Origin of the sequence: Aeromonas sp. S19(2024), assembly GCF_041402625.1 — a bacterium.
In the GTDB taxonomy this organism is placed as follows: Bacteria; Pseudomonadota; Gammaproteobacteria; order Enterobacterales; family Aeromonadaceae; genus Aeromonas; species Aeromonas caviae.
The window spans coordinates 179,762-205,122 of record NZ_JBGLQU010000001.1 but is presented as its reverse complement, the minus strand read 5'-3'; the positions used below and the strand labels follow the sequence as shown (position 1 = coordinate 205,122).

Below are 25,361 nucleotides of genomic sequence, written 5' to 3'. Positions count from 1 at the left end.
AATGTCATTGAGCCTTATTTGCTCCCTTCTCCCCTGGCGGGAGAAGGGCTGGGGATGAGGGGGATCAATCCCAATCCGGCGCAAAGTCCGGGTTGGCGCAGCGCTCACCCCGATCCAGGGTGGCAATGGCGGCTATCTCATCGCGACTGAGTTGTACCTTCAGCGCGGCCAGGTTGGCGGCCAGATTCTCCCGTTTGGTAGAGCTCGGGATCACCGTCATGCCCTGGGCCAGCAGCCAGGCCAGCGACACCTGGGCCGCCGAGACGCCGTGGCGCTTGCCGATCTCCATCAAGAGCGGCTCGGCGAGCACCTTGCCATAGGCGAGCGGCATGTAGGCGGTGATGGCGATACCGTGCTCCTGGCAGAATTCGACCACCTTGCGGTTTTGCAGCAGGGGGTGGATCTCCACCTGCTGGTGGGCGATGGCGCCCGGTCCCAGAATGTCGATGGCCTGTTTAAGCTGGGCCACGGTGAAGTTGGAGACCCCGATCTCCCGGGTCAGGCCCCGGGCTTTGGCCTCGGCGAGCTGCTCCAGATAGACCGCCATCGGCACCTCATCCTGGGGGGAGGGCCAGTGAATGAGCGCCAGGTCCAGATAGTCGGTGCCGAGTTTTTCCAGGCTCACTTCCAGGCTCGGGATCACCTTGCCCGGACCGAACTCGCTGGTCCACACCTTGGTGGTCAGGTAGATCTCCTGGCGGGGCACGCCACTCTCGCTCATCAACTGGCCGACTTCGGCCTCGTTGTCATAGATCTGGGCGGTATCGATATGGCGGTAGCCAAGTTCCAGCCCCTGGAGCAGGGAGTCGCGAAGGGGCTGATCTTTCAGGCGGAAGGTTCCAAGACCCAGATTGGGCATCTTCATCATCAAATTCCTCAGGTTATTGTTTCTACGCTCAATGCTTTGTCTGTTTGCCGGGCCTGCGGTGTAGATCCGGCGGGGAGGGCGCCGGCAGCCTCAGACCCTGTGATAGCGGCGCACCAGGCTGCTGGCAAACCACTCCTGGGTGTCGGCCACGAAGGCGAGAAAATGGGGCTGCTGCTGGTGGGCGCTGAGGGCTGCTTCACTCTCCCACTCCTCGTACAGCATCCAGCCGTGGGGGCTCTCCAGGCTCTGGTGCAACTGGTAGCGAAGGCACCCCGGCTCTTGCAGGGTAGCGGCGATCAGCGGCTCGAGGGCAGCGCGGAACTGGGCGGCGAATTCGGGTTTGGCGTCAAGCTGGGCAATCACAATCAGGGGGGATGGCATCTGAACCTCCTCGTTAAGACGGGAGTCAGTATGCCCGCCCCAGACTGGGGGATACAGGGCTGCAGTCGCAAAACACTATTGAGGTGAGTGCAGCAATGTGGCCTCCCCATGGCTGGTCGTGGTGCAGGTGGGCCAGGGGAGGGCGGAGTATTATCAGGCGCTGGCCGGTTCGGACCAGACCGCAAATTCATTGCCGCTGGGCTCGACAAAGTGAAAGCGGCGGCCACCGGGAAAATCGAACAGGGGGCGCACTATGGTGCCCCCTGCGCCGGCTACCTTGCTCTGGGTCGCCTCGATATCGGCGCTGTAGAACACCAGGAGCGCCCCGCCCTGAGCACTCTGGCTGCACAGATCGGCGCGGTAGAAGCCGCCATCCAGCCCTTCCCCTTCGAAGGCGCAATAATCGGGGCCGTAGTCGGCAAACTGCCAGCCAAAGGCGGCGGTGAAGAAGGCTTTGGTGGCGGCAAGATCCCTGGCCGCAAATTCCACATAGTTCAGTTTTTCATGGGCCCTGGTCATAAGGGTTTCCTTGTCGACATCGGTGGTTATTTCGGTTGCCAGCGCTTTTGCGTGGGGCTTGTGGAGTGGGGCAAGGCGTCCCAGGGGGTCAGCTTGAGCTGCTTGCGCCGAAACCAGAACCAGGTCCCCATCAGCAGACCGAGCCCGATGCCAAACAGCAGGCTCTGGCGCAGGGCAAACCCCGGGCTCACCTCATCCTGCCAGCCGAGGCACCACATCAACACCCCCCAGATAGCGCCGATGGGGAGTCCCAGGGCAAGAACGTTGATCAGAAAGCGTTCGTAGTGGGGCGGCCTGATGGTGAACCCCGCCTTTCGCAGCAGCCAGATGATCGGCGGGTTGTAGTTGAGCGTTTGCACGCCCTTCTCGGCCAGCTCCCGATGGGCGGCGGCCAGCCTGTTGTCGAATGTCATGGATCGTCCCTGTCATAGTGTGGCGCCATACGGTGCCGGTTGGCGGCATTGTACTGGCAAGGGCGCAGATAAAACAGGTGGTGCGTCACGATACGAAGCGACGCCTGTCTTGCCAACTCCCGGCCATTGCACCTATAAAGACCCATTACTCTTGCCAGGATGACAGCAATGAAGACCCATTCCGATGAATTGACCCTGTTTGTGGCGGTGGTGGAGGCGGGCAGCTTTCGCCAGGCGGCGGAGAATCTCGGCATGGATAATTCCGTGGTGAGCCGCGGCATCAAGCGTCTCGAAGAGAAGCTCGCCACCGTGCTCCTCAACCGCACCACCCGCCGGGTCAGCCTGACCGAGGAGGGGAGCTGGTTCTATCAGCGGGCGGTGAAGATCCTGGCCGAGATGAGCGAGGCGGAAGGGTTGCTGCTGATGCGCCGGGAGCAGCCGGAGGGCATATTGCGGGTGGACGCCGCCACCCCCTTCATCCTGCATAGATTGGTGCCCATCATCGGTGAGTTTCGCCGCCGCTACCCCGCCATCGAGCTGCAACTGCACAGCTCCGAGGGCTTCATCAACCTGATGGAGCGGCGGGTGGACATGGCCATTCGCATCGGCGAGCTGACGGACTCCTCCCTGCGGGCCCTGCCGCTGGGCCGCTCCAGGCTGCGGCTGCTGGCCTCCCCCGACTATCTGAAGGCACGCGGTACCCCGCGCCAGCCGGCTGACTTGCTGGCTGGCCACGAGCTGCTCGGTTTTTTGCACCCCGATCACCTCAATCATTGGCCCCTATTGAGTGAGGAGCAGGGGGACAGGTTCGCCATCACCCCGACCCTGCGGGCCAGCAGCGGGGAAACCTTGCGTCAGCTGGCGCTGGCGGGGCAGGGGATCGTCTGCCTGTCGGACTTCATGACGGGAGATGACAGGGCGAGCGGCGCCCTGGTGGAGGTGCTGGCCCGCAGCAACAGCGGCGCCTCGCGCCCCATCCATGCGGTCTTCTACTCCGATGCCCAGCGGGACATCCGGCTGCGGGTCTGGCTCGATTTCCTGAAAGAGCAGCTCGGCGCTGAAGCGTTGTAGAGGGTATGCCGACAGTTCCAACCCCCACCCGGCCTCCCCCTCCATGAGGGGGAGGGGGCATTTTCTCCCACCCCTTGGCAAGGGGAGGCCTGGGGTCGGGGGCGGTCAGAACAGTCGTGCTCGCCAATAAAAAGAGGCCGACATCGCTGTCGGCCTCTTTGCTTTTTTCATCTCAAGGATGCGTCGGTTACCCCATCACTCCTCTTCGGCCCAGCGGCGTGAGCGTTCCACCGCCTTCTTCCAGCCGCTGTAGCGCTTGGCGCGATCGTCACGGTCCATCTGCGGAATGAACTCGCGGTCCACGCTGAACTTGTCTTCCAGCTCGTCCGAGCTCTTCCAGAAGCCGACTGCCAGACCTGCCAGGAAGGCGGCGCCCATGGCGGTGGTCTCGATGCGGGTCGGACGTACCACCGGGGTGTGCATCATGTCAGCCTGGAACTGCATCAGGAAGTCGTTCGCTACGGCGCCGCCGTCTACCTTGAGAGCTGCCAGCTTGATGCCGGAGTCCTGCTGCATGGCATCCAGCACGTCGCGGCTCTGGTAGGCGATGGATTCGAGCGCAGCGCGGATGATGTGGTTGCGGTTGGCGCCACGGGTCAGGCCGACCATGGTGCCGCGAGCATATGGATCCCAGTAGGGGGCGCCCAGGCCCACGAAGGCCGGCACCAGGTAGACGCCGTTGGTGTCGCCTACCTTGCTCGCGAAGTAGTCGGTATCGCGGGCATCGTGGATGATCTTGAGCTCATCGCGCAGCCACTGGATGGTGGCGCCACCCATAAATACCGCACCCTCGAGGGCATAATTCACTTCCCCTTTCGGGCCGATGGCGACCGTGGTCAGCAGGCCGTTGCTGGAGCGAACCGGCTCGGTGCCGGTGTTCATCAGCATGAAGCAGCCGGTACCGTAGGTGTTCTTGGCCATCCCTTTTTCGAAGCAAAGCTGGCCGAACAGGGCGGACTGCTGGTCACCGGCGATACCGGCGATGGGGATGCGGGCGCCGCCGCCACGGGTGGTGTAGCCATAGACCTCGGAGGAGGGTTTGACTTGCGGCAGCATGGAGGCGGGGATGCCCAGCTCGTCCAGCATGCGCTCATCCCACTTCAGCTCGCGGATGTTGTAGAGCATGGTGCGCGAGGCGTTGGTCGGGTCGGTGACGTGCACCTCGCCGTTGGTCATCTTCCACACCAGCCAGGTGTCGATGGTGCCGAACAGCAGCTCGCCGTTCATTGCCTTCTCCCGGGCCCCTTCCACGTTGTCCAGGATCCACTTCACCTTGGTACCGGAGAAGTAGGCATCCAGCACCAGGCCGGTGTTTTCGCGCACGTACTCTTCAAGGCCGCGGGCCTTGAGCTCTTCACAGATGGCGGCGGTGCGGCGGCACTGCCAGACGATGGCGTTGTAGATGGGCTTGCCGGTGGCCTTTTCCCAGACGACGGTGGTTTCACGCTGGTTGGTGATGCCGATGGCGGCGATCTGCTCGCTGTGCAGGCCGCTCTTGGCCAGCACTTCGGTGAAGACGGATGACTGGGTCGCCCAGATCTCCATGGGGTCGTGCTCGACCCAGCCCGCTTTCGGGTAGTGCTGGGTGAATTCGCGCTGGGAGGTCGCGACGATGTTGGCGTCCTGATCGAAGACAATGGCACGGGAGGAGGTGGTGCCCTGGTCCAGCGCAACGACAAATTTCTTTTCAGCAGACATGATGTTCTCCACGTTTTTATTTTCCACGTTGTTACACGTTGGGGAGGGCCGCTCTCAGGCGGCGGCCTCTTCTTTGTTAGACAGCTTGGCGGCTTCTTCGGTGGCGACGCGGTTGCCCGGGACGCAGGGAGCCAGCACTTTCACATACAGGGCGGTACCGATCTGGGCGCCGACGATGGGGCCAAGGATGGGGACCCAGAAGTAGGGGTTGTCACGACCACCGGTCAGGGCCACGTCACCCCAGCCAGCCACGAAGGCGAACAGTTTGGGGCCGAAATCACGGGCCGGGTTCATGGCAAAGCCGGTTAACGGGCCGAGTGAGGCGCCGATCACCGCGATCAGGATGCCGATGAGCAGGGCGGCGGCGAAGCCTTTGGGGGCGCCGTTGTTGTTGTCACCCAGTGCCATGATGCCCAGCATCAGGACGGCGGTGATCACCATCTCGACCGCGAAAGCCTGCATGTTGGAGAGCAGGGCATTGGGGTAGGTGGAGAAGATGCCTGCGGTGCCGAGGCTCTCGACGCTGCCGCGCACCACGTTGTGGGTCAGCTCCCACTGGGTGAACAGGTTGCTGTAGAGGGCGTAGACCAGGGCGGCGGAGGCGAATGCCCCGGCTATCTGGGCGATGATGAAGGGCACCACCTTGCGCTTGTCAAAGCCGCAGAAGGTCATCAGCGCCAGGGTCACGGCAGGGTTGAGGTGGGCACCGGAGATGCCACCGGTGACATAGATGGCGATGGCGACACCCAGGCCCCAGGTAATGGAGATTTCCCATTGCCCGAAGTTGGCGCCAGCCAGCACCAGGGCGGCCACACAGCCGACGCCGAAGAAGATCAGCAGGCCGGTGCCGATAAACTCGGCGAGGCACTCGCCAAGCAGGGTATTGGGTCTTTGTATGCTCATAGTTGTTATTCCTTATATCCACCCACAGTAGGTTTGATGTTCCGTTTTGTTATCTTTCATTCCCATTCATTGCGCCCGAAAACGTTTCTTCTTGTTTTTTGAGCTTGCGCAAACGTTATGCTCGTTTGCGCTCGTTCTTGGACGAGAGAGAAAATAAACCTTCTGCGTCAATTCACCATACCCCCGCCACCGGAAATGTGGGCAAGATCCCATTCATTGCTAAGAAAATGTGACGAAAAGCAACAGTTGTCGGCCATATTACTCCTTAGTGAGTAGCCAAAGGCCACGCCATGCGTGGGCTGACCCTGGATGCGCGTTCACTCACAGCGTCACAATTTTTGTAATAAAACTGCAATAATTTAGCGCTCATCACAGATTAAATGTTCACAAATGAGCACAATAGGCTCGCTTGCGAATCAAGACGCGTCTGATCGCCGGCATGAGCGGGGCGTCCTCAACCGCCCAGAACAACAATAAAAGGAAGCAGAACATGCTTAGTCTCTTCAGGCCTGCACCCCATATCGACCGGCTGCCGGCCGACAAGGTGGATCCCTTCTACAAACGCATGCGTTGGCAGGTGTTCTTCGGGATCTTCTTCGGGTATGCGGGTTACTACCTGGTACGGAAAAACTTCAGTCTGGCGATGCCCTACCTCATCGAGCAGGGCTTCTCCCGCGGGGATCTGGGTCTGGCCCTCTCCGGCGTCTCCATCGCCTACGGTCTCTCCAAATTCCTGATGGGGAACGTGTCGGACAGATCCAACGCGCGCTACTTCCTCTCCGCCGGTCTGCTGCTCTCGGCAGGCATCATGTTCATGATGGGGACCATGCACTGGGCTACCTCCAGCATTGGTATCATGTTCGTGCTCCTGTTCCTGAACGGCTGGGCACAGGGCATGGGCTGGCCCCCCTGCGGTCGCACCATGGTGCACTGGTGGTCGCAGAAGGAGCGGGGTGAGATCGTCTCGGTCTGGAACGTGGCCCACAACGTGGGCGGCGGCATGATAGGCCCCCTGTTCATCCTCGGCATGGGCTGGTTCAACGACTGGCGCAGCGCCTTCTATGTGCCTGCGGCGGCGGCGGCGGCCATCGCGGTGATCGCCTTCTTCGTGATGCGCGATACCCCGCAATCGGTCGGTCTGCCCCCCATCGAGGAGTACAAGAACGACTACCCGAAGGATTACAACGAAAGCCACGAGCAGGAGTTCTCCGCCAAGGAGATCTTCATGAAGTACGTGCTGCACAACAAGCTGCTCTGGTACATCGCCATCGCCAACGCCTTCGTCTACCTCATCCGTTACGGCGTGCTGGACTGGGCGCCCACCTATCTGAAAGAGGCCAAGGACTTCAGCGTGGATCACTCCTCTTGGGCCTATTTCCTCTATGAGTGGGCGGGGATCCCGGGCACCCTGCTGTGCGGCTGGATCTCCGACAAGATGTTCAACGGCCGCCGTGCCCCGGCAGGTATCCTGTTCATGGTGCTGGTGACCCTCTCCGTGCTGGTCTACTGGTTCAACCCGGCGGGCAACCCGACCATCGACATGATGGCCCTGGTTGCCATCGGCTTCCTCATCTATGGCCCCGTCATGCTGATCGGCCTCTACGCCCTGGAGCTGGCGCCCAAGAAGGCGGCCGGTACCGCGGCGGGCTTCACCGGCCTGTTCGGTTATCTGGGTGGCGCGGTCGCGGCCAACGCCATGCTGGGCTACACCGTTGACCACTTCGGCTGGGACGGCGGCTTCATGGTGCTCACCGTCTCCTGCGTGCTCTCCATCATCCTGCTGGCCATGACCCTCAAGCACGAGAACGAGTCGATTGCCGCCAAGGCGGCTGCCCATAAGGCATAAAACGTGATCCTGCCCTTATCGATTGGAAAAGGGATCAGGTACACTGCCAAAGGCCCCGCACCTGCCGGGGCCTTTTTTCGTCTCATCTGCGGAGTGCAAGCGTGAAGCAAACCCAACGACATCTGGAGATCCTGGACGTCCTGACCCGGCAGGGTTTCGTCTCGACCGACGATCTGGTGACCCATTTTGACGTCAGCCCCCAGACCATTCGCCGGGATCTCAACGATCTCGCCGAACAGAACAAGATCCGGCGCCATCACGGCGGGGCCTCACTGCATTCGAGCACCGTCAACACCGCCTACAGCGCCCGCAAGGTGATGCAGCTCAAGGAGAAGGAGCGCATCGCCCGGGAAGTGGCCGCCAACATCCCCGACGGCTCGTCGCTCTTTATCGACATCGGCACCACCACCGAGGCCATCGCCCGTGCCCTGCTCGACCACCGGGAGCTGCGCGTGGTCACCAACAACCTGAACGTCGCCAGCATCCTGACCGCCAAGGATGACTTCACCGTCATCATCGCCGGCGGCGAAATTCGCAACCGGGATGGCGGCATCGTCGGGGAGGCGACCCGCGACTTCATCGGCCAGTTTCGCATGGACTACGGCGTCATCGGCATCTCGGGCATCGACAGCGACGGCTCCCTGCTCGATTTCGACTATCACGAGGTGAAGATCGCCCAGGCCATCATCGCCCACTCACGCCAGGTGTTCCTGGCCGCCGACCACACCAAGTTTGGCCGCAACGCCATGGTCAACCTCGGCAACCTCAACCAGATCCACGCCCTGTTCACGGATCAGGAGCCGCCGGAGAAGCTGATGCGACTGATGTCCCAGCATCAGATCGCCTGCCATATCTGCTGAGCTTCCCCGCACAGGCATCAGGCCGCCTCGGGGCGGCCGCTTTTTTTTCTGCCCCCTCCCGGCCTGCGGCGTCTCCCTTGCGGCGCCTAAGCGGCCAGTTCCTGGCGCTGATACTCCTTCTTTGACCCCCTGATGTTGCCCCCGCACTCGGGCGCCAGGTTTGCACCGACGCTAGGCGCCTGTGAGGGATTCACGCCATCGCGTTCATCACCTTGCTTCATGGGCGCCCCCATCCGGGACTCTTTGTTCTCCTCCCTGCCCGAAATGGCTGTTTCCGGCAGACCTTAGCCTTACCAGGCCGTCACCGACTGGCAGCATTTTTAGCATTGTGAAAACAATCGCGATCACATTTCTCTCACGAAATGTTCGTTTATTGTTTTTTCATGTTCTAATATGAGCGAAATCAAACATTGCTATCATGGCAAACACAAAATAAGAAAGTAGGTGAACATGAGCGAACATTATGATCTGGTCGTCGTCGGCGGCGGCATCAACGGGGTCGGCATCGCGGCAGATGCGGCGGGGCGGGGGCTGAAGGTGGCGCTGTTCGAGGCGAGCGATCTCGCCTCTGCCACCTCGTCCAACTCCAGCAAGCTGATCCACGGCGGCCTGCGCTACCTCGAACATTACGAATTCCGGCTGGTGAAAGAGGCGCTGGCGGAGCGGGAGGTCCTGCTCGGCATGGCTCCCCACATCGCCCGTCCCATGCGTTTTCGTCTGCCCCATCGCCCGCACCTGCGTCCGGCCTGGATGATCCGAGCCGGTCTCTTCCTTTATGACAACCTGGCCAAGCGGGACAAGCTCAAGGGGAGCTGCGGTCTGCGCTTCCTGCCACAGGACGGTCTCAAGAGCGGCATCAACAAGGGCTTTGAATACTCGGACGCCTGGGTCGACGACGCCCGGCTGGTGGTGCTCAATGCCATGCTGGCGCGGGACAAGGGCGCTGACGTGCAGACCCGTACCCGCTGCGTCAAGGCGGTGCGCGGATCCAAGCACTGGACCCTGACGCTGGAGCGGGAAGGGGGCGAGCAATTCACCGTCAGCTGCCGTGGTCTGGTCAATGCGGCGGGCCCCTGGGTCAAGACCTTCTATGACGAGAGCCTGAGCGAGAAATCCCCCCGCGGCATTCGCCTCATCAAGGGGAGCCACATGATAGTGCCGCGCATCCATGAGCGCGAAGAGGCCTACATCCTGCAAAACGAGGACAACCGCATCGTCTTCGTCATCCCCTACCAGCAGGACTATTCCCTCATCGGCACCACGGACGTGGAGCACAAAGGCAGCCCGCGCGAAGCCAAGATCAGCGATGCCGAGATCAACTACCTGTGCAAGGTGGTCAATGCCCACTTCACAAGGCAGATAAGCCCGGCAGACGTGGTGTGGACCTATGCCGGGGTGCGCCCCCTGTGTGACGACGAGTCCGATTCACCCCAGGCGGTGACCCGGGACTACACGCTCGAGCTCAGTGGTGAATCCGACGGCGCGCCGCTCTTGTCGGTGTTTGGCGGCAAGCTCACCACCTATCGCAAGCTGGCCCAGGCCGCCTGCAACAAGCTCAAGCCCTGGTTCAGCCAGATGGGAGAGGACTGGACCGCCAACAGCCGGCTGCCCGGTGGCGAGTTCGACTGCTCGGTGCGTGAACTGGCGCGAGCCTTTGCGCTGGAATTCGACTGGCTCGACGATCGCAGCGCCCTGCGCATCGCCGAATCCTATGGCGCTCATGCCCGCCTCTGGCTGAAGGAGGAGCGCGGCCAGCACTTTGGCGCCGGACTGTATGAATCTGAAGTGCGCTATCTCATCGCGCGCGAATGGGCCCACTCCCTGGAGGACATCCTGTGGCGCCGCAGCAAGCTGGGGCTGCGCCTGTCGGAATCCGAACAGCAGCAGCTCGGTGCCTGGCTGCTCGAACACCACCACGCCCTGCCCAAGGCCAGCTGATGACCCACGGCGGGCGGCCTTTGCCGTCCGCCGTCAAACTGCAATAAACCCCTGCTATAACAATTACCTGCATCCTACACACCATAACAACGAGATCTCTTGATGAAGCAACCTCACCGTACCCTGATAGCCCTTGGCCTCGGGGCTGCCCTGGCGCTGCCCGCACTGGCGGCCGACGAAGGCAAAATCGTGATCGCCCACCGTGGTGCCTCCGGTTACCTGCCGGAACACACCCTGGAATCCAAGGCCCTGGCCTATGGCATGGGCGCCGACTATCTGGAGCAGGACCTGGTGATGACCAAGGATGACCAGCTGGTGGTGATGCACGATCACTTCCTTGATGGCATCACGGACGTGGCGACGCGCTTCCCCGGCCGGGCCCGCCCGGACGGTCGCTACTATGTGGTGGATTTCACCCTGGACGAGGTGCGCTCCCTGCGCATGACCGAGCCGTTCCAGCTGGTGGACGGCAAGCAGGTGCCGGTCTATCCGGCGCGCTTCCCGATGTGGAAGTCGAGCTTCAGGATCCACACTTTCCAGGAAGAGATCGAGATGATCCAGGGGCTCAACAAGAGCACCGGCAAGCACATCGGCATCTACCCGGAGATAAAAGCTCCCTGGCTGTTCCGCCACGAGGGCAAGGACATCTCCAGGGCGGTGCTGAACGTGCTCAAGGAGTACGGTTACACCAGCAAGAGCGACAAGGTCTATCTGCAGTGCTTCGATGCCAACGAGCTCAAGCGCATCAACGGCGAGCTGATGCCCGCCATGGGCATGGATCTCAAGCTGGTGCAGCTGATGGCCGAGACCGACTGGAACGAGACCATGGTCTACGATGCCAAGGGCAAGGCAACCCCCTATGACTACGACTGGATGTTCAAGCCGGGGGCCATGAAGACCATCGCCACCTATGCCGAGGGAATCGGTCCCTGGAAACCCATGGTGGTGACCGAGCCGGGCACTCCCGGCAAGCCGGTCTTCACCGGCATGGTGAAAGAGGCCCACGCGGCCGGCCTCAAGGTGCATCCTTATACCTTCCGTCAGGATGAGGGGCAGATCCCGGCCTATGCGAAAGACTTCACCGACCTGCTCAACATCTTCCTCTACCAGGCCGATGTGGATGGGGTATTCAGCGACTTCCCCGACAAGGCGGTCGAGGCTATCAAGGCTCACGGTAAATAATAAAAGAAGAGCAACACGGGAATGCAAGCGGGGCCAGGTGCCCCGCTTTTTTGTGCCCGGCATTATCGCCGGGATGAGGGGCCGGATAAGGGGCCATGAGAGGGGGTAGAGAGATGATATTGAAATGGATGTGTGTAATTAAATCTTTACGATTTGAGGCTGGTTTGGCCTCGCGAGTCGCTACTTCTGAGTTGTTTCACTCTGTATTCTTGGTCATTTATCCATCTGTCAGCGTGCAAATACGCTAGTTTCACTTGATTGTTTGTTTTTCCTTGGTAAGGTGGGGGCGGTTGCGTAACAAAGTGCTGACTTGTGTAAACAAAAATGAACAGTTAGCGCCCTTGGCTTGAAACAGTAGAGAGAATGAGAAGATGCAAAGAGATCCCCTGAACAACATCCATATCCAGTCCGAACAAGTGATGATCACGCCTGCCCAGCTCAAGGAGAAACTGCCCATCTCCGATCGCGCGCTGGCATTCGTGCAAGGGGCCCGCAATACCATCGCCGACATCATCCACCGTCGCGATCACCGCTTGCTGGTGATCTGTGGACCCTGCTCCATCCACGACATGGACGCTGCCAAAGAGTACGCAACCAGACTCAAAGCGCTGCATGACGCCTATCAGGACTCTCTCTACATTGTCATGCGGGTCTACTTTGAGAAGCCGCGCACCACGGTCGGCTGGAAGGGCTTTATCAACGATCCGAACCTGGACGGCACCTTCGACGTGGAGCTGGGTCTGCACCGCGCCCGCGAGCTGCTCTGCTGGCTGGCCGAGCTGGAGTTGCCGCTGGCGACCGAGGCGCTCGACCCCATCAGCCCGCAATACCTGGCGGAGCTCTTCTCCTGGTCTGCCATCGGTGCCCGCACCACCGAATCCCAGACCCACAGGGAGATGGCCTCCGGCCTCTCCATGCCGGTCGGCTTCAAGAACGGCACCGACGGCAACCTCGGCACCGCCATCAATGCACTGCAGGCCGCTTCCAGCCCCCACGCCTTCATGGGGATCAACCAGCAGGGTCAGGTCGCGCTGCTGCAGACCCAGGGCAACCCGGATGGTCACGTGATCCTGCGCGGCGGCAAGCACCCGAACTACGACTCGGTCAATGTGTCGCTGGCGGAAGAGGCGCTGGAGAAAGCGGGCCTGCTGCCCGGTCTGGTGGTGGATTGCAGCCACGGCAACTCCAGCAAGGATCACCGGCTGCAGCCCAAGGTGGCCGACAACGTCATTCACCAGATCCAGGAGGGCAACCGCTCCATCATCGGGGTGATGCTCGAATCCAACCTGTTCGAAGGCAACCAGTCCAGCGAGCAGCCCAAGTGCGAGATGCGCTACGGCGTCTCCATCACCGATGCCTGCATCGACTGGGAGACTACGGATGCGCTGCTGGCCCGCTGCCACAGCCAGCTGGCGGCACCACTTTTGGCCAGAACATCGGCATAAGCCGTGGTATCTTGTTGTAACTGATTGAACCATCGAGGTATCACTGCCCACGCAGTGATACCTTGTTGCCTCTTGAATGACAGGGCGTCGCTGCGGGCGGCGCCAGCAGGGACTGGACATGGCGGAAGAGTTGAATGCCCTCAGGGACAAGATAGATGCGGTGGACAAGCAGCTGATTGATCTGCTGGCTGCCCGTCTCGCCCTGGTGGGGGAAGTGGGGGAAGTGAAGAGCCGGCACGGCCTGCCCATCTATGCACCGGATCGGGAGGCGAGCATGCTGGCCCGCCGCCGCGCCGAGGCTGAGGCACAGGGGGTGCCGGGGGATCTTATCGAGGATGTGCTGCGCCGGGTGATGCGCGAGTCCTATATTCTGGAGTCCGCCAGCGACAAGGAGCACCACTTCAAGTGCATGAAGCCTGAGCTCGGCAAGGTGGTGATCATCGGTGGCCAGGGGCAGCTTGGCCGCCTGTTCGGCAACCTGTTCAGCCTCTCGGGCTACCGGGTCGAAACCCTGGGTCAGGCCGATTGGCCACGCGCCGACGAGATCCTGCACGGCGCCGGGCTGGTGATGGTGGCGGTGCCCATCGACGTCACCTGCCAGGTGATCGACCGGCTCGGCAACCTGCCGGCGGACTGCCTGCTGGTGGACGTGACCAGCGTCAAGAGTGAACCGCTTGCCCATATGCTGGCGGTACACCAGGGGCCGGTGCTGGGGCTGCACCCCATGTTCGGGCCGGACGTGGCGAGCCTCGCCAAGCAGGTGATCGTCTGCTGTCAGGGGCGCGAGCCCGCCGCCAGCCAGTGGCTGCTGGAGCAGATGACCATCTGGGGGGCGCGTTTGCAGCAGGTGGAGGCCAGGGCCCACGACGAGGCGATGACCTTCATTCAGGCGCTGCGCCACTTCGCCACCTTCGCCTACGGCTGGCACCTCTCCCGGGAGCAGGCCAACATCGACCGCCTGCTGGCCTTGAGCTCCCCCATCTACCGGCTGGAGCTCGCCATGGTGGGGCGACTGTTTGCCCAGGATCCCCACCTCTATGCCGACATCATTCTGTCGTCACCGCAGAACCTCGCGATGATCCGCCGCTACTACCAGAATTTTGGCGAGGCGTTGGGGCTGTTGGAGCGGGGGGACAGGGCAGGATTTATCGACGCCTTCTCGCAAGTCTCCGGTTTCTTCGGCGACCATGCCGACGAGTTCCTGCGCGAGAGCCGCACCCTGCTGGCCCAGGCCAACGATCGTCGTCATCACGGCTGATGCACAAAGACATCCATACAAAAGGGGCCTGATGGCCCCTTTTTCATGTTGTTTGTGCTGCACCGATAACCACGGTAGATGAAAACACAGGTCTGGGCGTGAAATCACCCTGTTTCATTCGGCAGGCGGTTGACGCAAGTCGGCGTCATGCCAGCCCAGCGGCAGGGTGAGCAGTTGATCGATCAGCTCCCGGCGGTCGGATTTCTCCAGATAGGCGAGGTAGAGCGGGCGGCTCAGGGATTGGCCCCCTTCCACCAGATGAAGCTGCCCCTGCTCCAGGAAGGGGCTCACCATGCGCCTTGGCAGGTAGGCGGCGCCGCCGTTGGCCAGCACGAATTGCAGGGCCATGCTGGCGGAGCTCGAATGCAGCACGGGGGTCTTCTGCAGGCTTTGCAACCGGCTCGATGGCGGTTCGAAGCTGGTGCCCCAGTCGAGATGAATGTGGGGCATCTGCATCAGGCTGTCGGCGTTTGCGGCCGGCTCCCGGCTCACCAGTTCGAACACCAGCTCGCCGATGGGGTGCAGGGCAATCTCGTCGATCTTGGTCGGCTCGGAGAGCAGGGCGAGATCGAGGGAGCGCTCCAGCAACTGGCGACAGAGGTGCTCGCGGGAGGCGGTTTCGAGGCGCACCGCGAGGCCGGGGGCCAGGGCATAGACATGGTTGAGCCAGTCGTTGAAGTCGAGCTCCCAGAAGACGGCGGGGGCGCCGATGGCAAGCTGCTGGCTGAAACCGGGGGAGAGGGCCACGTCCTGCTTGGCGCGCCCCAAAGTATGCAGAATGGCGTCTGCGTAGGGCAGCAGACGCTCACCGGAGGCAGTCAGGCGGATGTTGTTGCGATGACGGGCAAACAGGCTGACCCCGAGTTGCTGCTCGAGCTGGCGGATCCGGAAGCTCACCGCCGACTGGGTCAGGTAGAGATTTTCAGCCGCCCGGCCAAAGTGCCGGGTCTTGCTGACCTCGATGAAGGTCCGAAGCAGCTCGGTATCCATTAATCGAGGGACTCGTCGCTGCCGCCACCGCCGCCTTCAAAGCTGCCACCCGCATCTTCATTGGCGCCGCCAGCGACGGTGCACAGACGGTGCACGCGCTTGGGACCAATCACCTTCAGGTATTTGAACCACACCTTGGCGTGGGGGTTGTTGCCGGCTGCGCCGGATTTGACCTGTTCGATAAAGGCACTTTCTACGTCATCGCGCGGGGCCAGGTTGCCCTGATAGAGCGCCAGCATCACGGTGCCATATTTTTCCAGACTGTCCGCTTCGGCCACGGTGAATTCGCCACTGCGACGCAGGCCACGGGGAAAATGTTTGAAGTCGTTGAAACGCTTGTCTGATTCGAAGCTCATAGTGCTCTTGTTCTGGTTAGTTTGACCTTTGCGGGCAAGTATCATCAGGCCGTCGCAGAGTGCAAAATCAATTTTCTTACTATGTTAATAAATATCTTTTATCGAACAGGGTTTGTCGCATCCCGAGGGGGCATTTTGCGGTGCGCTGCACAAAAAAGCCTGAAAAATAGTGGAGTTATGTCAGATTTTGTACAGGAAAAACCGCTCAAAAACGGGCTCGGAAGCTAAAAATAAGGCGCCGTATGGCGCCTTTTTGTCATCATGACTGAGCTGAACCCGAGTGCGCGGCACTCACTCAATCATGGCTGGCTGTGCCAGGTTGTCGGCACGCCACAGACGATAGCGCACCTCGTACTCCTGGGGCACATAGATGACGAAGGGCAGCTTGGAGTTGTAGTTCACGAAGAAGCCCTGACCGTAGATCTGGACGAAACTCTCCTTCTTCTGGCCGTCCGGGCAGGCCATCAGGGTGCTGACGGGGCCGGTGACCTGGCCCAGAGTCAGGTAGTTGTAACCCCAGCCCTTGACGCTGTGCTGTTCCAGATTGCCCGCGAAGCGGGGCAGGTTGCAGTCGACCAGCATCTTCTTGCCGACTTGCAGCTCGACCATCATGTCGGCTTCGTTCTCGACTTCCGGCAGACGGATCACGACACGTTCCTGGTTCACTTCGGCGGCGGGGAACATGCTGATATCAAATTTTTTCGGTTCGGCGGCGAAGGCATGGCCACCCAATAACAAGGCGCCCAGCAGGCTAAAACGCAACACGGTTTTCATCTGTACCTCTTGGGATTGGTTCAACGCCGCTAGACTAACCGCTCTGCCGGTTTCATGCCAGCGCTGCGGCGTGCAAAACCGCCCTGAACAGGCATCACATGACGCAATTTGATGCTTTTTTGACGGCCAGGGTCACCTTGGCGCTTCTTGCCTCGTGTCAAACAGGGGGCCGGGTGGCCCCCATGGCCAGGCTGTCACCTCACCAGCAGAACCTGTTTCGCCCAAGAGCGGGGGGCGCGCTGGGCGACGGAGCCGCTGGTGATGTCCAGGTAAGCGACGCCCTGAAGGGCCGGCACCGGGGTGGAAGACCAGAGATAGACATAGCCGTCGTTCACCTCCTTGCCATCCCCGGCCATGGCGCGGGGGAAGATGGTTTCGTTCAATGCCGGTTTGTAACAGGCGGACTCCAGAATGCTGGCGAGCTCCTTGATGGTGGGCAGGCGCCAGTCGTGATGACCACCAAAGCCATACAGGGCATGGCTCGGTTCGGTACGGATCCGTTCCGCCGTCTGCAGTGCCTGTTGCCAGTAGAGGCGGGTGGGTTCCCCCTCGCAGCTCTGGTTGCGCCAGGTCTGGCCGAGCTGGCAGCGCATCCAGGTCAGACCGGTGCCCCTGTCGGTGACGGTGCCGTTGCCGTGATCTTGGAAACGGGCGGTGGGACTGGTACGGGGCAGGGCGTCGTCGCAGATGGCGATGGCCAGTGCCAGGGGGCTGCACAGGGTGAGCAGCAGGGTCAGAAGATACTTGTTCATCGGGTTACCTCGGCCACCAGGCGCAGTTGCAGACCGTTGGCGTCATTGCTGTTTTGAACTGGGGTGGGATAGTCGGCACCGGCGTCCTCGCCGAGGAAGATGTGGGCGATGGCGCTCAGAGGCGCGCTCTCCAGCCGACGGGACGGGGTCAGGGTCTGGCTCCAGTAATAGCCATCGAAGCCATTGAGTCCGGTGCCGACATCGGGGAAGTAGCGCACATCCAGGGTGACGAGCTGGCCATCCTGGCGGGCAAGGGAGCCGTAGTGCTGCAAACTCATCAGCTCACGGGCGTGGGGCAGGCGCCAGTGGGTGATGCCGCACAGTTGCTGTGCATTGAGCCACTGACGGTACTGCTCCGTAGTGCAGATGGCCTCCCCCTCGGGGCAGGCGTAATCCCGCTCCTCCTGGGTTGGGTGATAGTCGTCGAACTCCAAGGCGAAGGTGCGGTGCAGATCCCTCGGACTGTCCGGATCCGCCAGCTTCTTCTCCCAGACGAGGCCGGTATTGAGATCCTCCACGCACTCCCACTCGTCGGCATTGTCCGCCAGGGGTTGCCCCTTGCCGTCCAGCTTGCGATAGCGCAGGGGCGCCTGGCCCAGGCTCGCCTCTTGGCCCGGGTGATCCGCAGGCTCCTGGTCGAGCAGATAATCCACCCCGTCCGTGTAGGTGGTGACGCCGCTGGCGGTCACCAACGCCCTAGGTTGCTGCTGCTGCAGCACGGCGGCGAGTCTGGCCTGCTGGCTCAGGAGCTCGGGGCTGGCGGCAAAGTGCCGGGCGAGCTCGGGCAGCAGGGTGACCAGCCCCTGCCAGATCTGCAGGCGGCGTTCGCTGGCGGGCAGGGTGGCCTCGTCATCGAAGGCGGTGAGGGCCAGCTCGGCGAGGGCGCGGTTGAAGTCGCCCAGCTGCGCCAGTGCCGCCAGATCTGGGCCGGGGTGAAGGGGCGCCAGGGCGAGCAGCACGTCCGTCAGGGCCTGAGCCGGTGGCAGCCCGTCCGAGATACGCGTTTGCAGCAGGGTGCTGAGGGGGCTGGGGGTGAGGTGCTGGTTGTCCTGGTGCGCCGCCGGGTGGGCCAGGGGCAGGGCGGCGGGATCCGCCGGAATGAACAGCAGGGGAGTGGTGAGCAGATCAGGGTGGCGCCGGGTCAGGGAGTGGGCACCGGCCTCGCCGCTGACGGCGGGCTCATTGGCTTCGCAGCCGTCGTTCTGGTTCAGGTTGATGCACAGGGTGCCCGCAGCGGGCAGGCTGACCGTCAGGCGATAGTCCGGCGCGGTCAGGGGAGCCTCGTCCGAACCGCCGCCACAGGCGCTGAGCAGGGGGGCCAGCAGGCAGACGATCGGGGTCATTCTCATGGTCATGGTGTGTCCTTGGAGGGGCCTTGGCCCCTCTCTTCTTTATATAGGGAGAGTCAGAGGCGACGCAGACGGCGCCACAGGGCCAGCGGCAGCAGCCAGAGCAGAGGGAAGGCCCCCCCGCCACTGCTGTCCGAGGTATCGAAGCGGATGATGCCGTCATCCGGCACGGGCACGGTGTTGCCGCACTGGGCGCCGGTACGCTGACTGATGCTCCACCCGTTCAGGAAACCCTGATTGCCCGGTTTGCTGTCCACCACCTCCAGGGTCCAGCGACCGGCCAGGGGTTCTCCTTCGAAGGCGCTGAAGGGTTGCAGGGACTGCAACTCGGTCGGGAAGACCCCTTTCAGGCTCGGCAGGGGGCTGTAACCCTTGTCCCAGATCTGGACCCGGGTGCCGGCGGGGGAGCTGAGCCAGATCTCCAGCTCATCCAGCGCCTCGTGCTGCAGATCCAGGCTCAGTTGCAGCCTGTCGCTCACACGGGCATCGCTCTTCTCCAGCAGCAGGCTGGTTTCGCTCAGGCCGCGCACCTCCTCGCTCTGGGCATCGTTCAGTCGCTGCGATCGACCACTGGCCCGGCTGATGACGGGGGTGCCGATGGGCAGGGTCAGGGATTGCTGCCACTGGCGCTCGGTGGGGCTGGTACCGCTCATGGCGAGATTCACCGAGAGGCTCGCCTCGTCGCCGCAGGCGAGCGGGCTCTGGGCCAGCATGCGCAGGGTGGTGGTCATGCTGGCACCGGCGGCCAGGGTCGCTGGTTGCCAGTTGTCAGGATCGGCCTGCAACCCGGTTGGCAGGGTGAGGGCCAGCTCGTTGAGGGTCACTTCCCCTTTGCCCGGGTTGCTGAGAGTCAGCTGCACCGACTGGCGCTGCCCCAGCGGGATGGCGCTCCCCTCGGCGAGGGCGATATTGACGGGAGCTTGCAGCAGCCCGTGCTGGCGAAATGCCTGCTCCAGCAGACGGCCATAGGCTCGCGTCGGATAGAGACGGGCGGCGGTATCCACGGTGATCCGGGCCAGTTGCGGCATGCGAATGGCCGGCCCCAGGCCGAAGTGGGATTCGATGATGACGCGATCAAACTCGTCCCTGGCCGCCTCGCCGTGCTCGGCCACCGCCGTCAGCAGAGCCTGGAACAGCGGGGTGCCCCAGAGCTGATCCCCGTTGCTGCCGTTGATGGTGCGGTGGGCGGGGTATCGGTAGTCCGGATGGTAGCGGGCGCGCAGATCGTCGAGCTGGCGTGGGGTGCGGTCGGTGAAGCGGGCATCCCAGTTGAACACCATGGCGGGTTCGAACTGGCGACCGGCTTCGCTGCGCTGGCGATGACTGGCGGCCAGGTAGTCGCCAAAGCCCTCGCCGATGGCCCCCCAGTCACCCTCTTCCCCGAGATCCGGCAGGATGTGGTGCTGCACCCCGTGGCCGAACTCGTGCCAGATGACCATGGGATCCTCGGCATCGGGCACGCCGCTGCGACCCAGCTCCAGCCTGCGTTCGAACGGATCGTAGAGGGAGTTGTCCTGATAGCCCGCGTCCGTGTCGATGTCGAGCGCCCCGGGGATGAGATCGGTGAAGCCGAGCGCCTTGAGGTGGCGCTGGGCGAGATCCAGATGGTAGTAGGCGTTGATGTCCGCAAAGCCGCGATCGTCCCGGGTCAGGCGAAAACCCTGCACGTCACTGCTGCTGTAGGGGGCCGATTCGGGGGCCATGACATCCACCACCCTGGCATGGGGGCCGCTCAGGCGATACTGCCCGGCTTGCAGGCTCACCGGCAGGGGAACCGGATCCTGGTAGGCGGCCTCTGCCAGTACCAGCTCATCGTGCCAGACCAGGCTGGCGTCCTGCAGGCGGGTGCGGGGATCGGGGTCGAACACCCGGGCCTGAACCTGCATATCGCCTGCGTCGGCGACATGCAGAGGGTGGGTAGTTGCCTGATCCCCGAGACGGCCAAGCTCCTGCTCCCCGTCGCAACGGGCAAACAGCTGCACCTGGCTGGCCTTGGCATTGCCTGCCTTGTGCTCGCGCACCCGCTGGCGCAGGGCAGGCACCAGGGTATCGCCGTCTCGCCAGTACCAGGCTTCGACCGGCCCCAGCGTCTCTATCTGGTTGCCGTCGGTGCGCAGGGTGGCGAGCAGGGGATCCAGGGTGCCGCTGGCATCGCAGCCGGGCGCTGTGCTCTGCAAGGGGCGCAGGTTGTGGTAGAGGCGCCAGGGGCGGCCGTCCCCGTCGACACTGACGGCGGCCTGGGTGGCGGCCACCGGCAGGCCGTTCACCAGCTGGCGAAAGCTGTAATGGTGGCCGAGCAGGCTGGCCCTGTCGTAATCGGGGGCGAGGAGCACACCGAGGCGCTGCTCGAGCCAGCGCTTCGGCGTCGTGGTCAGGGGTGGTTCATCGACAAACTGCAGATCGGCCGCCAGCAGCGGCGATGAGATCAGGGTTGCCGCCAGCCAGAGGGCCAGGGAAGAGGGTTTCATGGTTCACTCCAGAAAAAGAGGGCAAGGGGTCAGTGGTTGACGCCCGCCAGGGTGAGCAGGAAGGCAAACTCCTGCGCCGCACGCAGCGCCGCCGTTCGGGGGGCGCCCAGGTGGCCGCCGTCGAGTTCGGTGCGCAGCAGATAGGGGCCTGTTCCCGTGCTATGGGATCGCAGGCGGGCTATCCACTTGAGGGGTTCCCAGTAGGGCACCTGACTGTCGTGCAGGCCGCCCGTCACATAGACGGGGGGATAAGGGGCCTTGTGCAGGTTGTCGTAGGGGCTCAGGCGGCGCATCGCGGCATAGTCACCCGGGATGGCCGGATTGCCCCACTCGGCGTACTCCTGCCGGGTGAGGGGCAGCTCGGGATCCTGCATGGTGCCCAGCAGGTCGACGAAGGGAACTTGCAGCACGGCCCCGGCGAATCGGTTTGGCGCCTGGTTGAGTGCCGCAGCCACCAGCAGGCCGCCGGCGCTGCCGCCCATGGCAAACAGCCGGGCGGGATCGATGGCGGGATCCTGGGCCAGGGAATCGGCCACGGCGAGAAAATCATCCACGCTGTGCTTTTTGTCACGGCCACGACCCTCCCGGTACCAGGATTCGCCGAGCAGACCGCCCCCGCGCACATGGGCGATGGCGTAGACGAAGCCGCGATCCAGCAGGCTCAGCACCCGGGGCTGGTAGTAGGGACGCATGGGGGTGCCGTAAGCCCCATAGCCGTAGAGCAGCAGTGCCCTGGGGTGGGTAATGCCCTTGCGCCAGACCAGGGAGACAGGCACCTTGACCCCATCCTTGCCCGCGATCCAGCGTCGCTCGCTCTGATAGGGGGAGGTGTCCCTGCTCTCGGGTGTCCCCTCCCAGGTGCCGGAGGCGAGATCCAGCCAGCGCTGGTGAGGTGGCTCGGCCATCCCCTGGCGGCGAATGAGCACCTTGTCGCTGGCCGGTTCCTGGCTGCCCTGGATCCAGGCCGTGCCTGCGCCATCGGTGAGCGGCAGGCTGTGGGTCAACGCACCCTTGGCATCCAGCACATCGAGCCAGTCATCCCCTTCCTTGCGGTATTGCAGCACGGTGTGCCGGGCAAAGAGGCGCCACTTCTCGAGTTCCCGGCCCTCGCCGGACCAGAGCCGTTGCCACTCTCCCTTCGCCACCAGGCTCAAGTCGGCCACCTGATAGAGGCCGAGGGCGCCGTCCCGGTTGCTCTTGAGCAGCACCCTGTCCCCCTGGGTATCCAGGTAGTACTCGAGGCCGCGCTCGCGCCCCTTGAGCAGGTCGGCCCGACCCGCGTCCAGCAGGTATTGCTCGGAGCTGTCGTGGTTGTTGCTTTGCAGCACCAGGTGGCGGCGATCCGTGGTGTGATAGAGGCCGATCAGCCAGGCGGGATCGCGCTCCTCATACACCAGGGTCTCCTTGCCATCCTGCCAGGCCAGCAGTTGCCAGGGGCGCAGGGTCTGGCGCTCGTTGGCGAGGGTGTAGAGGGTCTTGCCATCCAGACTCCAGAGCAGATCGCCGGCGCGGTGAGGCAAAGAGGCCAGTGTCTCGCCACTTGCCAGATCCAGCAGGGTGATGCGGTAGTCCCGATCTCCCCTGCGGTCTTCGGCCAGGGCAAGCAGGTGCCCGTCCGGGTGCAGGGCCCAGGCGGCGAGCTCGTAATACCCCTCGGCAGGTTGGCGGGGAGCCAGCCGCTTTCGGGGGGCGTCATTGGCGTCGCTGCGTTGCCACAGGCTGCCGTCCGCCTCCATGCGCCACTGGCTGCCAGCCTGGCTCAACCAGTCGTCCGGCACGGGTTCGCCCCGCTCCCGGCCCTGCCACTCCGTCTGCAGGCGCTGCACCAGTGGCGCCTGGCCGGCGAGCTGCTGCTCGGTCCAGCGGTTCTGCTCGCGCAGCAGCGTCAGGAGGGCGGGATCCTGGCGGCTGTCGTCACGCCAGCCACCATAGGGATCGAGACGGGCTATCTCCCCCTTCATCAGTTGCGGGCGCTCGGGGATGAGGGGCGCGGCCTCCAGGGTTGCCTCAGGCAGGGGGGAGGCGGGGGCCGGCGTGGCCAGCAGGCTGGCCAGGATCAATAGGCTGTGCATCAGATCCCCACGAAGGTGTAGCGCAGGCTGGCACTCAGGGTGCGGCCGCTCTGGGTGAAGAGGGAAGCATCGGTCCCGGCTTCCAGCCCGGCCACATCCTGATAGCGGGTGTAGCGGGTGTCGAACAGGTTGTCGAGCTTGAGGTTGACCTTGAGGGAGTCGGTGACCAGCCAGTCGGCCGTCAGGGCGAAACTGAGCCAGCCGGCACTTTCGAGGCAGTCCCCCTGGCGGCCGGTCAGGCTGTTGCCACAGGTGGGCACCCGGCTCATGGCGGCGGCATAGTCCGCCTGAATGCCCAGACTCCACTCATTGGCCTGATAGCTCAGACGGGTGTTGCCCTCGAGGGGCGTCAGGGTGCGCAGCGCTTCACCTTTGTTGTCCTCGCCATCGACCCAGCCGAGCTTGGTGGCGAGCTCCCACTCCTGGGTCAGCCAGTAGCTGGCGGCGAGTTCGGCCCCCCAGGTTTCGGCCTTGGCGACGTTGCGATATTGGCGCAGGATGACACCATCGCTCAGGCGCAGCCCCACCTCGCGCCAGTCGATGAAGTTGTAGTAGCGGTTGTAGAAGAGCGCTGGCTTGATGCTCCAGTTGTCCCCCTCGCCACTCAGCCCCCACTCTATGCTGTGGCTGGTTTCCTCCTTGAGCCCTGTGTTGGCGATGATCTCGAAGGGCGGCAGGGCGAAGTAGTGGGGGATGTTGCCGTACACCTTGTCGTAGGAAGGCGCCCGGAACCCGTTGGCATAGCTGAGCCAGCTGCGCCACTGGTCGTTGAAGCGGTAGCTGGTGGCCAGGCTCGGGGAGAGGTGCCAGCTGTGGTTGCTGTCGTTGCTGCCGTCCAGCGGCGTGAGCCACTGGTGATCCATGCGCAGGGTGGGGGTGAACTGCCACTGGCCCAGGCTGGCCACGTCGCCGAGCCAGACTCCGGCCCTGTCGGTACGGGCGCGGCTGAAGGGGGCGGACTGGCCGGGTTGGGGAATGCCGGCCTCCAGACTCAGCTTCTCCACCGGCCGCTCGTGGGTGGTGCGCTCCAGCTCGATGCCGTAACTGAGTTGATGGGCGAGATGGCCGGTGGCGAGATCCCGGCGCACATCCAGCTCGGTACCGATCCTGTCTTCGGTGAAGGTGGCGAGCTCCCGTTCGCTGCGATAGCGCGGATAACCGCTCAGTAGATCGTTTTGCAGCAGGCTGCGCTTGTTGGCGGTGTTTTTCGAGTGACTGCCGTAGGCACTCCAGGTGAGGCTGTCTGCCAGTATTGTGTCGAGGTTGCTCGCCTCCCAGGCCAGCTTTCCCCCCTGCGTGCGTTGGCTGCCCTGCTCGTGGTACTGGCGCACCTGCCACTTGCCATCGGGCTGGGGCACTTCGCGCGGCCCCTGATCCCGTTCGGCGTTGTCCTCGAAGTAGTCGAGTTCGAGGCGCAGCAGATGATGTTCGTTCAGCTGGATGCGAGAGCTGGTGGAGGCGCTGAGGCCATCCAGATCCGCCGGGATGCGGCTCTCGTCGTAGTTGGCGGTCTCATGTCCCTGCCAGCCGGAGAGGCGCAGCAGGTGTTCGGTATCCCGTATCCGGGCGGCGCCGGTGGCGCTCAGCTTCTGCTTGTCACTGTTGCCATCGTGCAGCACCTTGCTGCCGAGATAGGCATCCTGGCCCTGAAGGTAATCTTCCGGCTGCTTGGTGCTGATGACGATGGTGCCGCCGATGGCATCGGAGCCATGGAGGGAGGATCCGGCTCCCTTGGCCACCTCTATCTGTTTGACATCGTCGAGATCGAAGCTGAAGCGGCCCACCTTGTCGTTAAGGTCGTCGGCGCCAAAACCATCGCTGACCCGCACCCCGTCCTTGATGATGAGCACCCGGTTGCCGCCCATGCCGCGGATGATGATGTTCTGGGGGCGACCGGCGGAGCCGGTCACCGAGACGCCGGGTTCGTTCTTGAACACATCGGTGAGCTCGGTGGCAACCTGGCGATCCAGATCCTCCTCCGTGATGACGGTGATGGAACCCGACACGTCGGAGAGCTTCTGTTCGATCCGCTGTCCCTTGACCACGATGGTTTCCCGCCCCTTGAGTTCGGGGGGCATGTCCGTTGTGTCGACCCCGGCGGGATCGCTGGCAGCCAGCGCCGTACCGGACAGCAGCATGGGCCAGTAGTGAAGAAGTCGAATTTTCATATTTGAGAATAATTATTATTTAAGCCTGAAGGGCGCGGATTATTGCAGAG

21 protein-coding genes are annotated in these 25,361 nt (G+C 63.0%); 7 read left to right on the top strand and 14 right to left on the bottom strand.

Translation table 11 applies throughout. The annotated features are described in order from the left end of the window. Positions 1-64: 64 nt before the first annotated feature. From dkgB to ACB037_RS00875, 4 genes are all read right to left on the bottom strand, one after another. Positions 65-868 (bottom strand): 2,5-didehydrogluconate reductase DkgB, encoded by an 804-nt coding sequence (gene dkgB, locus ACB037_RS00890; RefSeq protein ID WP_371174777.1) that lies wholly within the window; start codon positions 866-868, stop codon positions 65-67. 90 nt (positions 869-958) lie between these two features. Further along, positions 959-1,249 carry a putative quinol monooxygenase gene (locus tag ACB037_RS00885; protein ID WP_041215478.1) on the bottom strand — a complete coding sequence of 97 codons (291 nt, stop codon included), beginning with the start codon at positions 1,247-1,249 and terminating at the stop codon, positions 959-961. A gap of 153 nt (positions 1,250-1,402) precedes the next feature. Continuing rightward, on the bottom strand, positions 1,403-1,768 hold the full coding sequence (locus ACB037_RS00880) for a VOC family protein (protein ID WP_324033352.1): 366 nt from the start codon (positions 1,766-1,768) through the stop codon (positions 1,403-1,405). Between the two features lie 26 nt (positions 1,769-1,794). Then, positions 1,795-2,181 (bottom strand): DUF6404 family protein, encoded by a 387-nt coding sequence (locus ACB037_RS00875; protein ID WP_010674227.1) that lies wholly within the window; start codon positions 2,179-2,181, stop codon positions 1,795-1,797. Between the two features lie 168 nt (positions 2,182-2,349). On the opposite strand from ACB037_RS00875, the gene ACB037_RS00870 reads away from it, so the two are divergent. Next, positions 2,350-3,252 carry a LysR family transcriptional regulator gene (locus ACB037_RS00870; protein ID WP_102948237.1) on the top strand — a complete coding sequence of 301 codons (903 nt, stop codon included), beginning with the start codon at positions 2,350-2,352 and terminating at the stop codon, positions 3,250-3,252. 195 nt (positions 3,253-3,447) lie between these two features. On the opposite strand, the gene glpK is transcribed toward ACB037_RS00870, so the two are convergent. Both glpK and ACB037_RS00860 read right to left on the bottom strand, forming a co-directional pair. Then, positions 3,448-4,950 (bottom strand): glycerol kinase GlpK, encoded by a 1,503-nt coding sequence (gene glpK / locus ACB037_RS00865; protein WP_371174776.1) that lies wholly within the window; start codon positions 4,948-4,950, stop codon positions 3,448-3,450. A gap of 54 nt (positions 4,951-5,004) precedes the next feature. Beyond that, positions 5,005-5,853, bottom strand: coding sequence for an MIP/aquaporin family protein (locus tag ACB037_RS00860; protein WP_039038615.1), 849 nt, complete (start codon positions 5,851-5,853; stop codon positions 5,005-5,007). 490 nt (positions 5,854-6,343) lie between these two features. Here ACB037_RS00860 and glpT point away from each other — a divergent pair, with 490 nt between their 5' ends. From glpT to tyrA, 6 genes are all read left to right on the top strand, one after another. Continuing rightward, a complete protein-coding gene (gene glpT / locus ACB037_RS00855) occupies positions 6,344-7,699 on the top strand; it encodes a glycerol-3-phosphate transporter (RefSeq protein ID WP_010674232.1) in 1,356 nt (451 codons plus the stop codon). Positions 7,700-7,800: 101 nt separating this feature from the next. After that, entirely contained in the window at positions 7,801-8,559 is a 759-nt protein-coding gene (locus ACB037_RS00850) for a DeoR/GlpR family transcriptional regulator (RefSeq protein ID WP_010674233.1), read from the top strand. Between the two features lie 450 nt (positions 8,560-9,009). Next, positions 9,010-10,497 (top strand): glycerol-3-phosphate dehydrogenase, encoded by a 1,488-nt coding sequence (gene glpD, locus ACB037_RS00845; protein ID WP_045525385.1) that lies wholly within the window; start codon positions 9,010-9,012, stop codon positions 10,495-10,497. A 102-nt stretch (positions 10,498-10,599) separates the two neighbouring features. Then, on the top strand, positions 10,600-11,679 hold the full coding sequence (gene glpQ, locus ACB037_RS00840; protein ID WP_045525386.1) for a glycerophosphodiester phosphodiesterase: 1,080 nt from the start codon (positions 10,600-10,602) through the stop codon (positions 11,677-11,679). A gap of 371 nt (positions 11,680-12,050) precedes the next feature. Continuing rightward, a complete protein-coding gene (locus tag ACB037_RS00835) occupies positions 12,051-13,124 on the top strand; it encodes a 3-deoxy-7-phosphoheptulonate synthase (protein ID WP_010674236.1) in 1,074 nt (357 codons plus the stop codon). Between the two features lie 118 nt (positions 13,125-13,242). Continuing rightward, complete coding sequence (tyrA, locus tag ACB037_RS00830) at positions 13,243-14,382, top strand: bifunctional chorismate mutase/prephenate dehydrogenase (protein WP_371174775.1); 1,140 nt, start codon at positions 13,243-13,245, stop codon at positions 14,380-14,382. Positions 14,383-14,496: 114 nt separating this feature from the next. On the opposite strand, the gene hdfR is transcribed toward tyrA, so the two are convergent. The 8 genes from hdfR to ACB037_RS00790 form a co-directional block, all read right to left on the bottom strand. Further along, a complete protein-coding gene (gene hdfR, locus ACB037_RS00825; protein WP_039038620.1) occupies positions 14,497-15,372 on the bottom strand; it encodes an HTH-type transcriptional regulator HdfR in 876 nt (291 codons plus the stop codon). After that, on the bottom strand, positions 15,372-15,728 hold the full coding sequence (locus ACB037_RS00820; protein ID WP_010674239.1) for a DUF413 domain-containing protein: 357 nt from the start codon (positions 15,726-15,728) through the stop codon (positions 15,372-15,374). The genes hdfR and ACB037_RS00820 overlap by 1 nt, the downstream gene beginning before the upstream one ends. Before the next feature lie 291 nt (positions 15,729-16,019). Continuing rightward, entirely contained in the window at positions 16,020-16,502 is a 483-nt protein-coding gene (gene eco / locus ACB037_RS00815; RefSeq protein WP_010674240.1) for a serine protease inhibitor ecotin, read from the bottom strand. Positions 16,503-16,696: 194 nt separating this feature from the next. Continuing rightward, positions 16,697-17,254, bottom strand: a complete 558-nt coding sequence (locus tag ACB037_RS00810; RefSeq protein ID WP_010674241.1) for a DUF1566 domain-containing protein — start codon at positions 17,252-17,254, stop codon at positions 16,697-16,699. After that, the gene (locus ACB037_RS00805; protein WP_371174774.1) at positions 17,251-18,609 is read right to left on the bottom strand and encodes a DUF1566 domain-containing protein; all 1,359 of its coding nucleotides are present in this window, start codon (positions 18,607-18,609) and stop codon (positions 17,251-17,253) included. The genes ACB037_RS00810 and ACB037_RS00805 overlap by 4 nt, the downstream gene beginning before the upstream one ends. A 50-nt stretch (positions 18,610-18,659) precedes the next feature. Continuing rightward, positions 18,660-21,071 (bottom strand): proprotein convertase P-domain-containing protein, encoded by a 2,412-nt coding sequence (locus tag ACB037_RS00800; RefSeq protein ID WP_371174773.1) that lies wholly within the window; start codon positions 21,069-21,071, stop codon positions 18,660-18,662. A gap of 29 nt (positions 21,072-21,100) precedes the next feature. Continuing rightward, positions 21,101-23,143 (bottom strand): prolyl oligopeptidase family serine peptidase, encoded by a 2,043-nt coding sequence (locus ACB037_RS00795; protein ID WP_371174772.1) that lies wholly within the window; start codon positions 23,141-23,143, stop codon positions 21,101-21,103. After that, entirely contained in the window at positions 23,143-25,281 is a 2,139-nt protein-coding gene (locus ACB037_RS00790; protein ID WP_371174932.1) for a TonB-dependent hemoglobin/transferrin/lactoferrin family receptor, read from the bottom strand. Before ACB037_RS00790 ends, ACB037_RS00795 begins: the two co-directional genes overlap by 1 nt. Between the last annotated feature and the right edge of the window lie 80 nt (positions 25,282-25,361).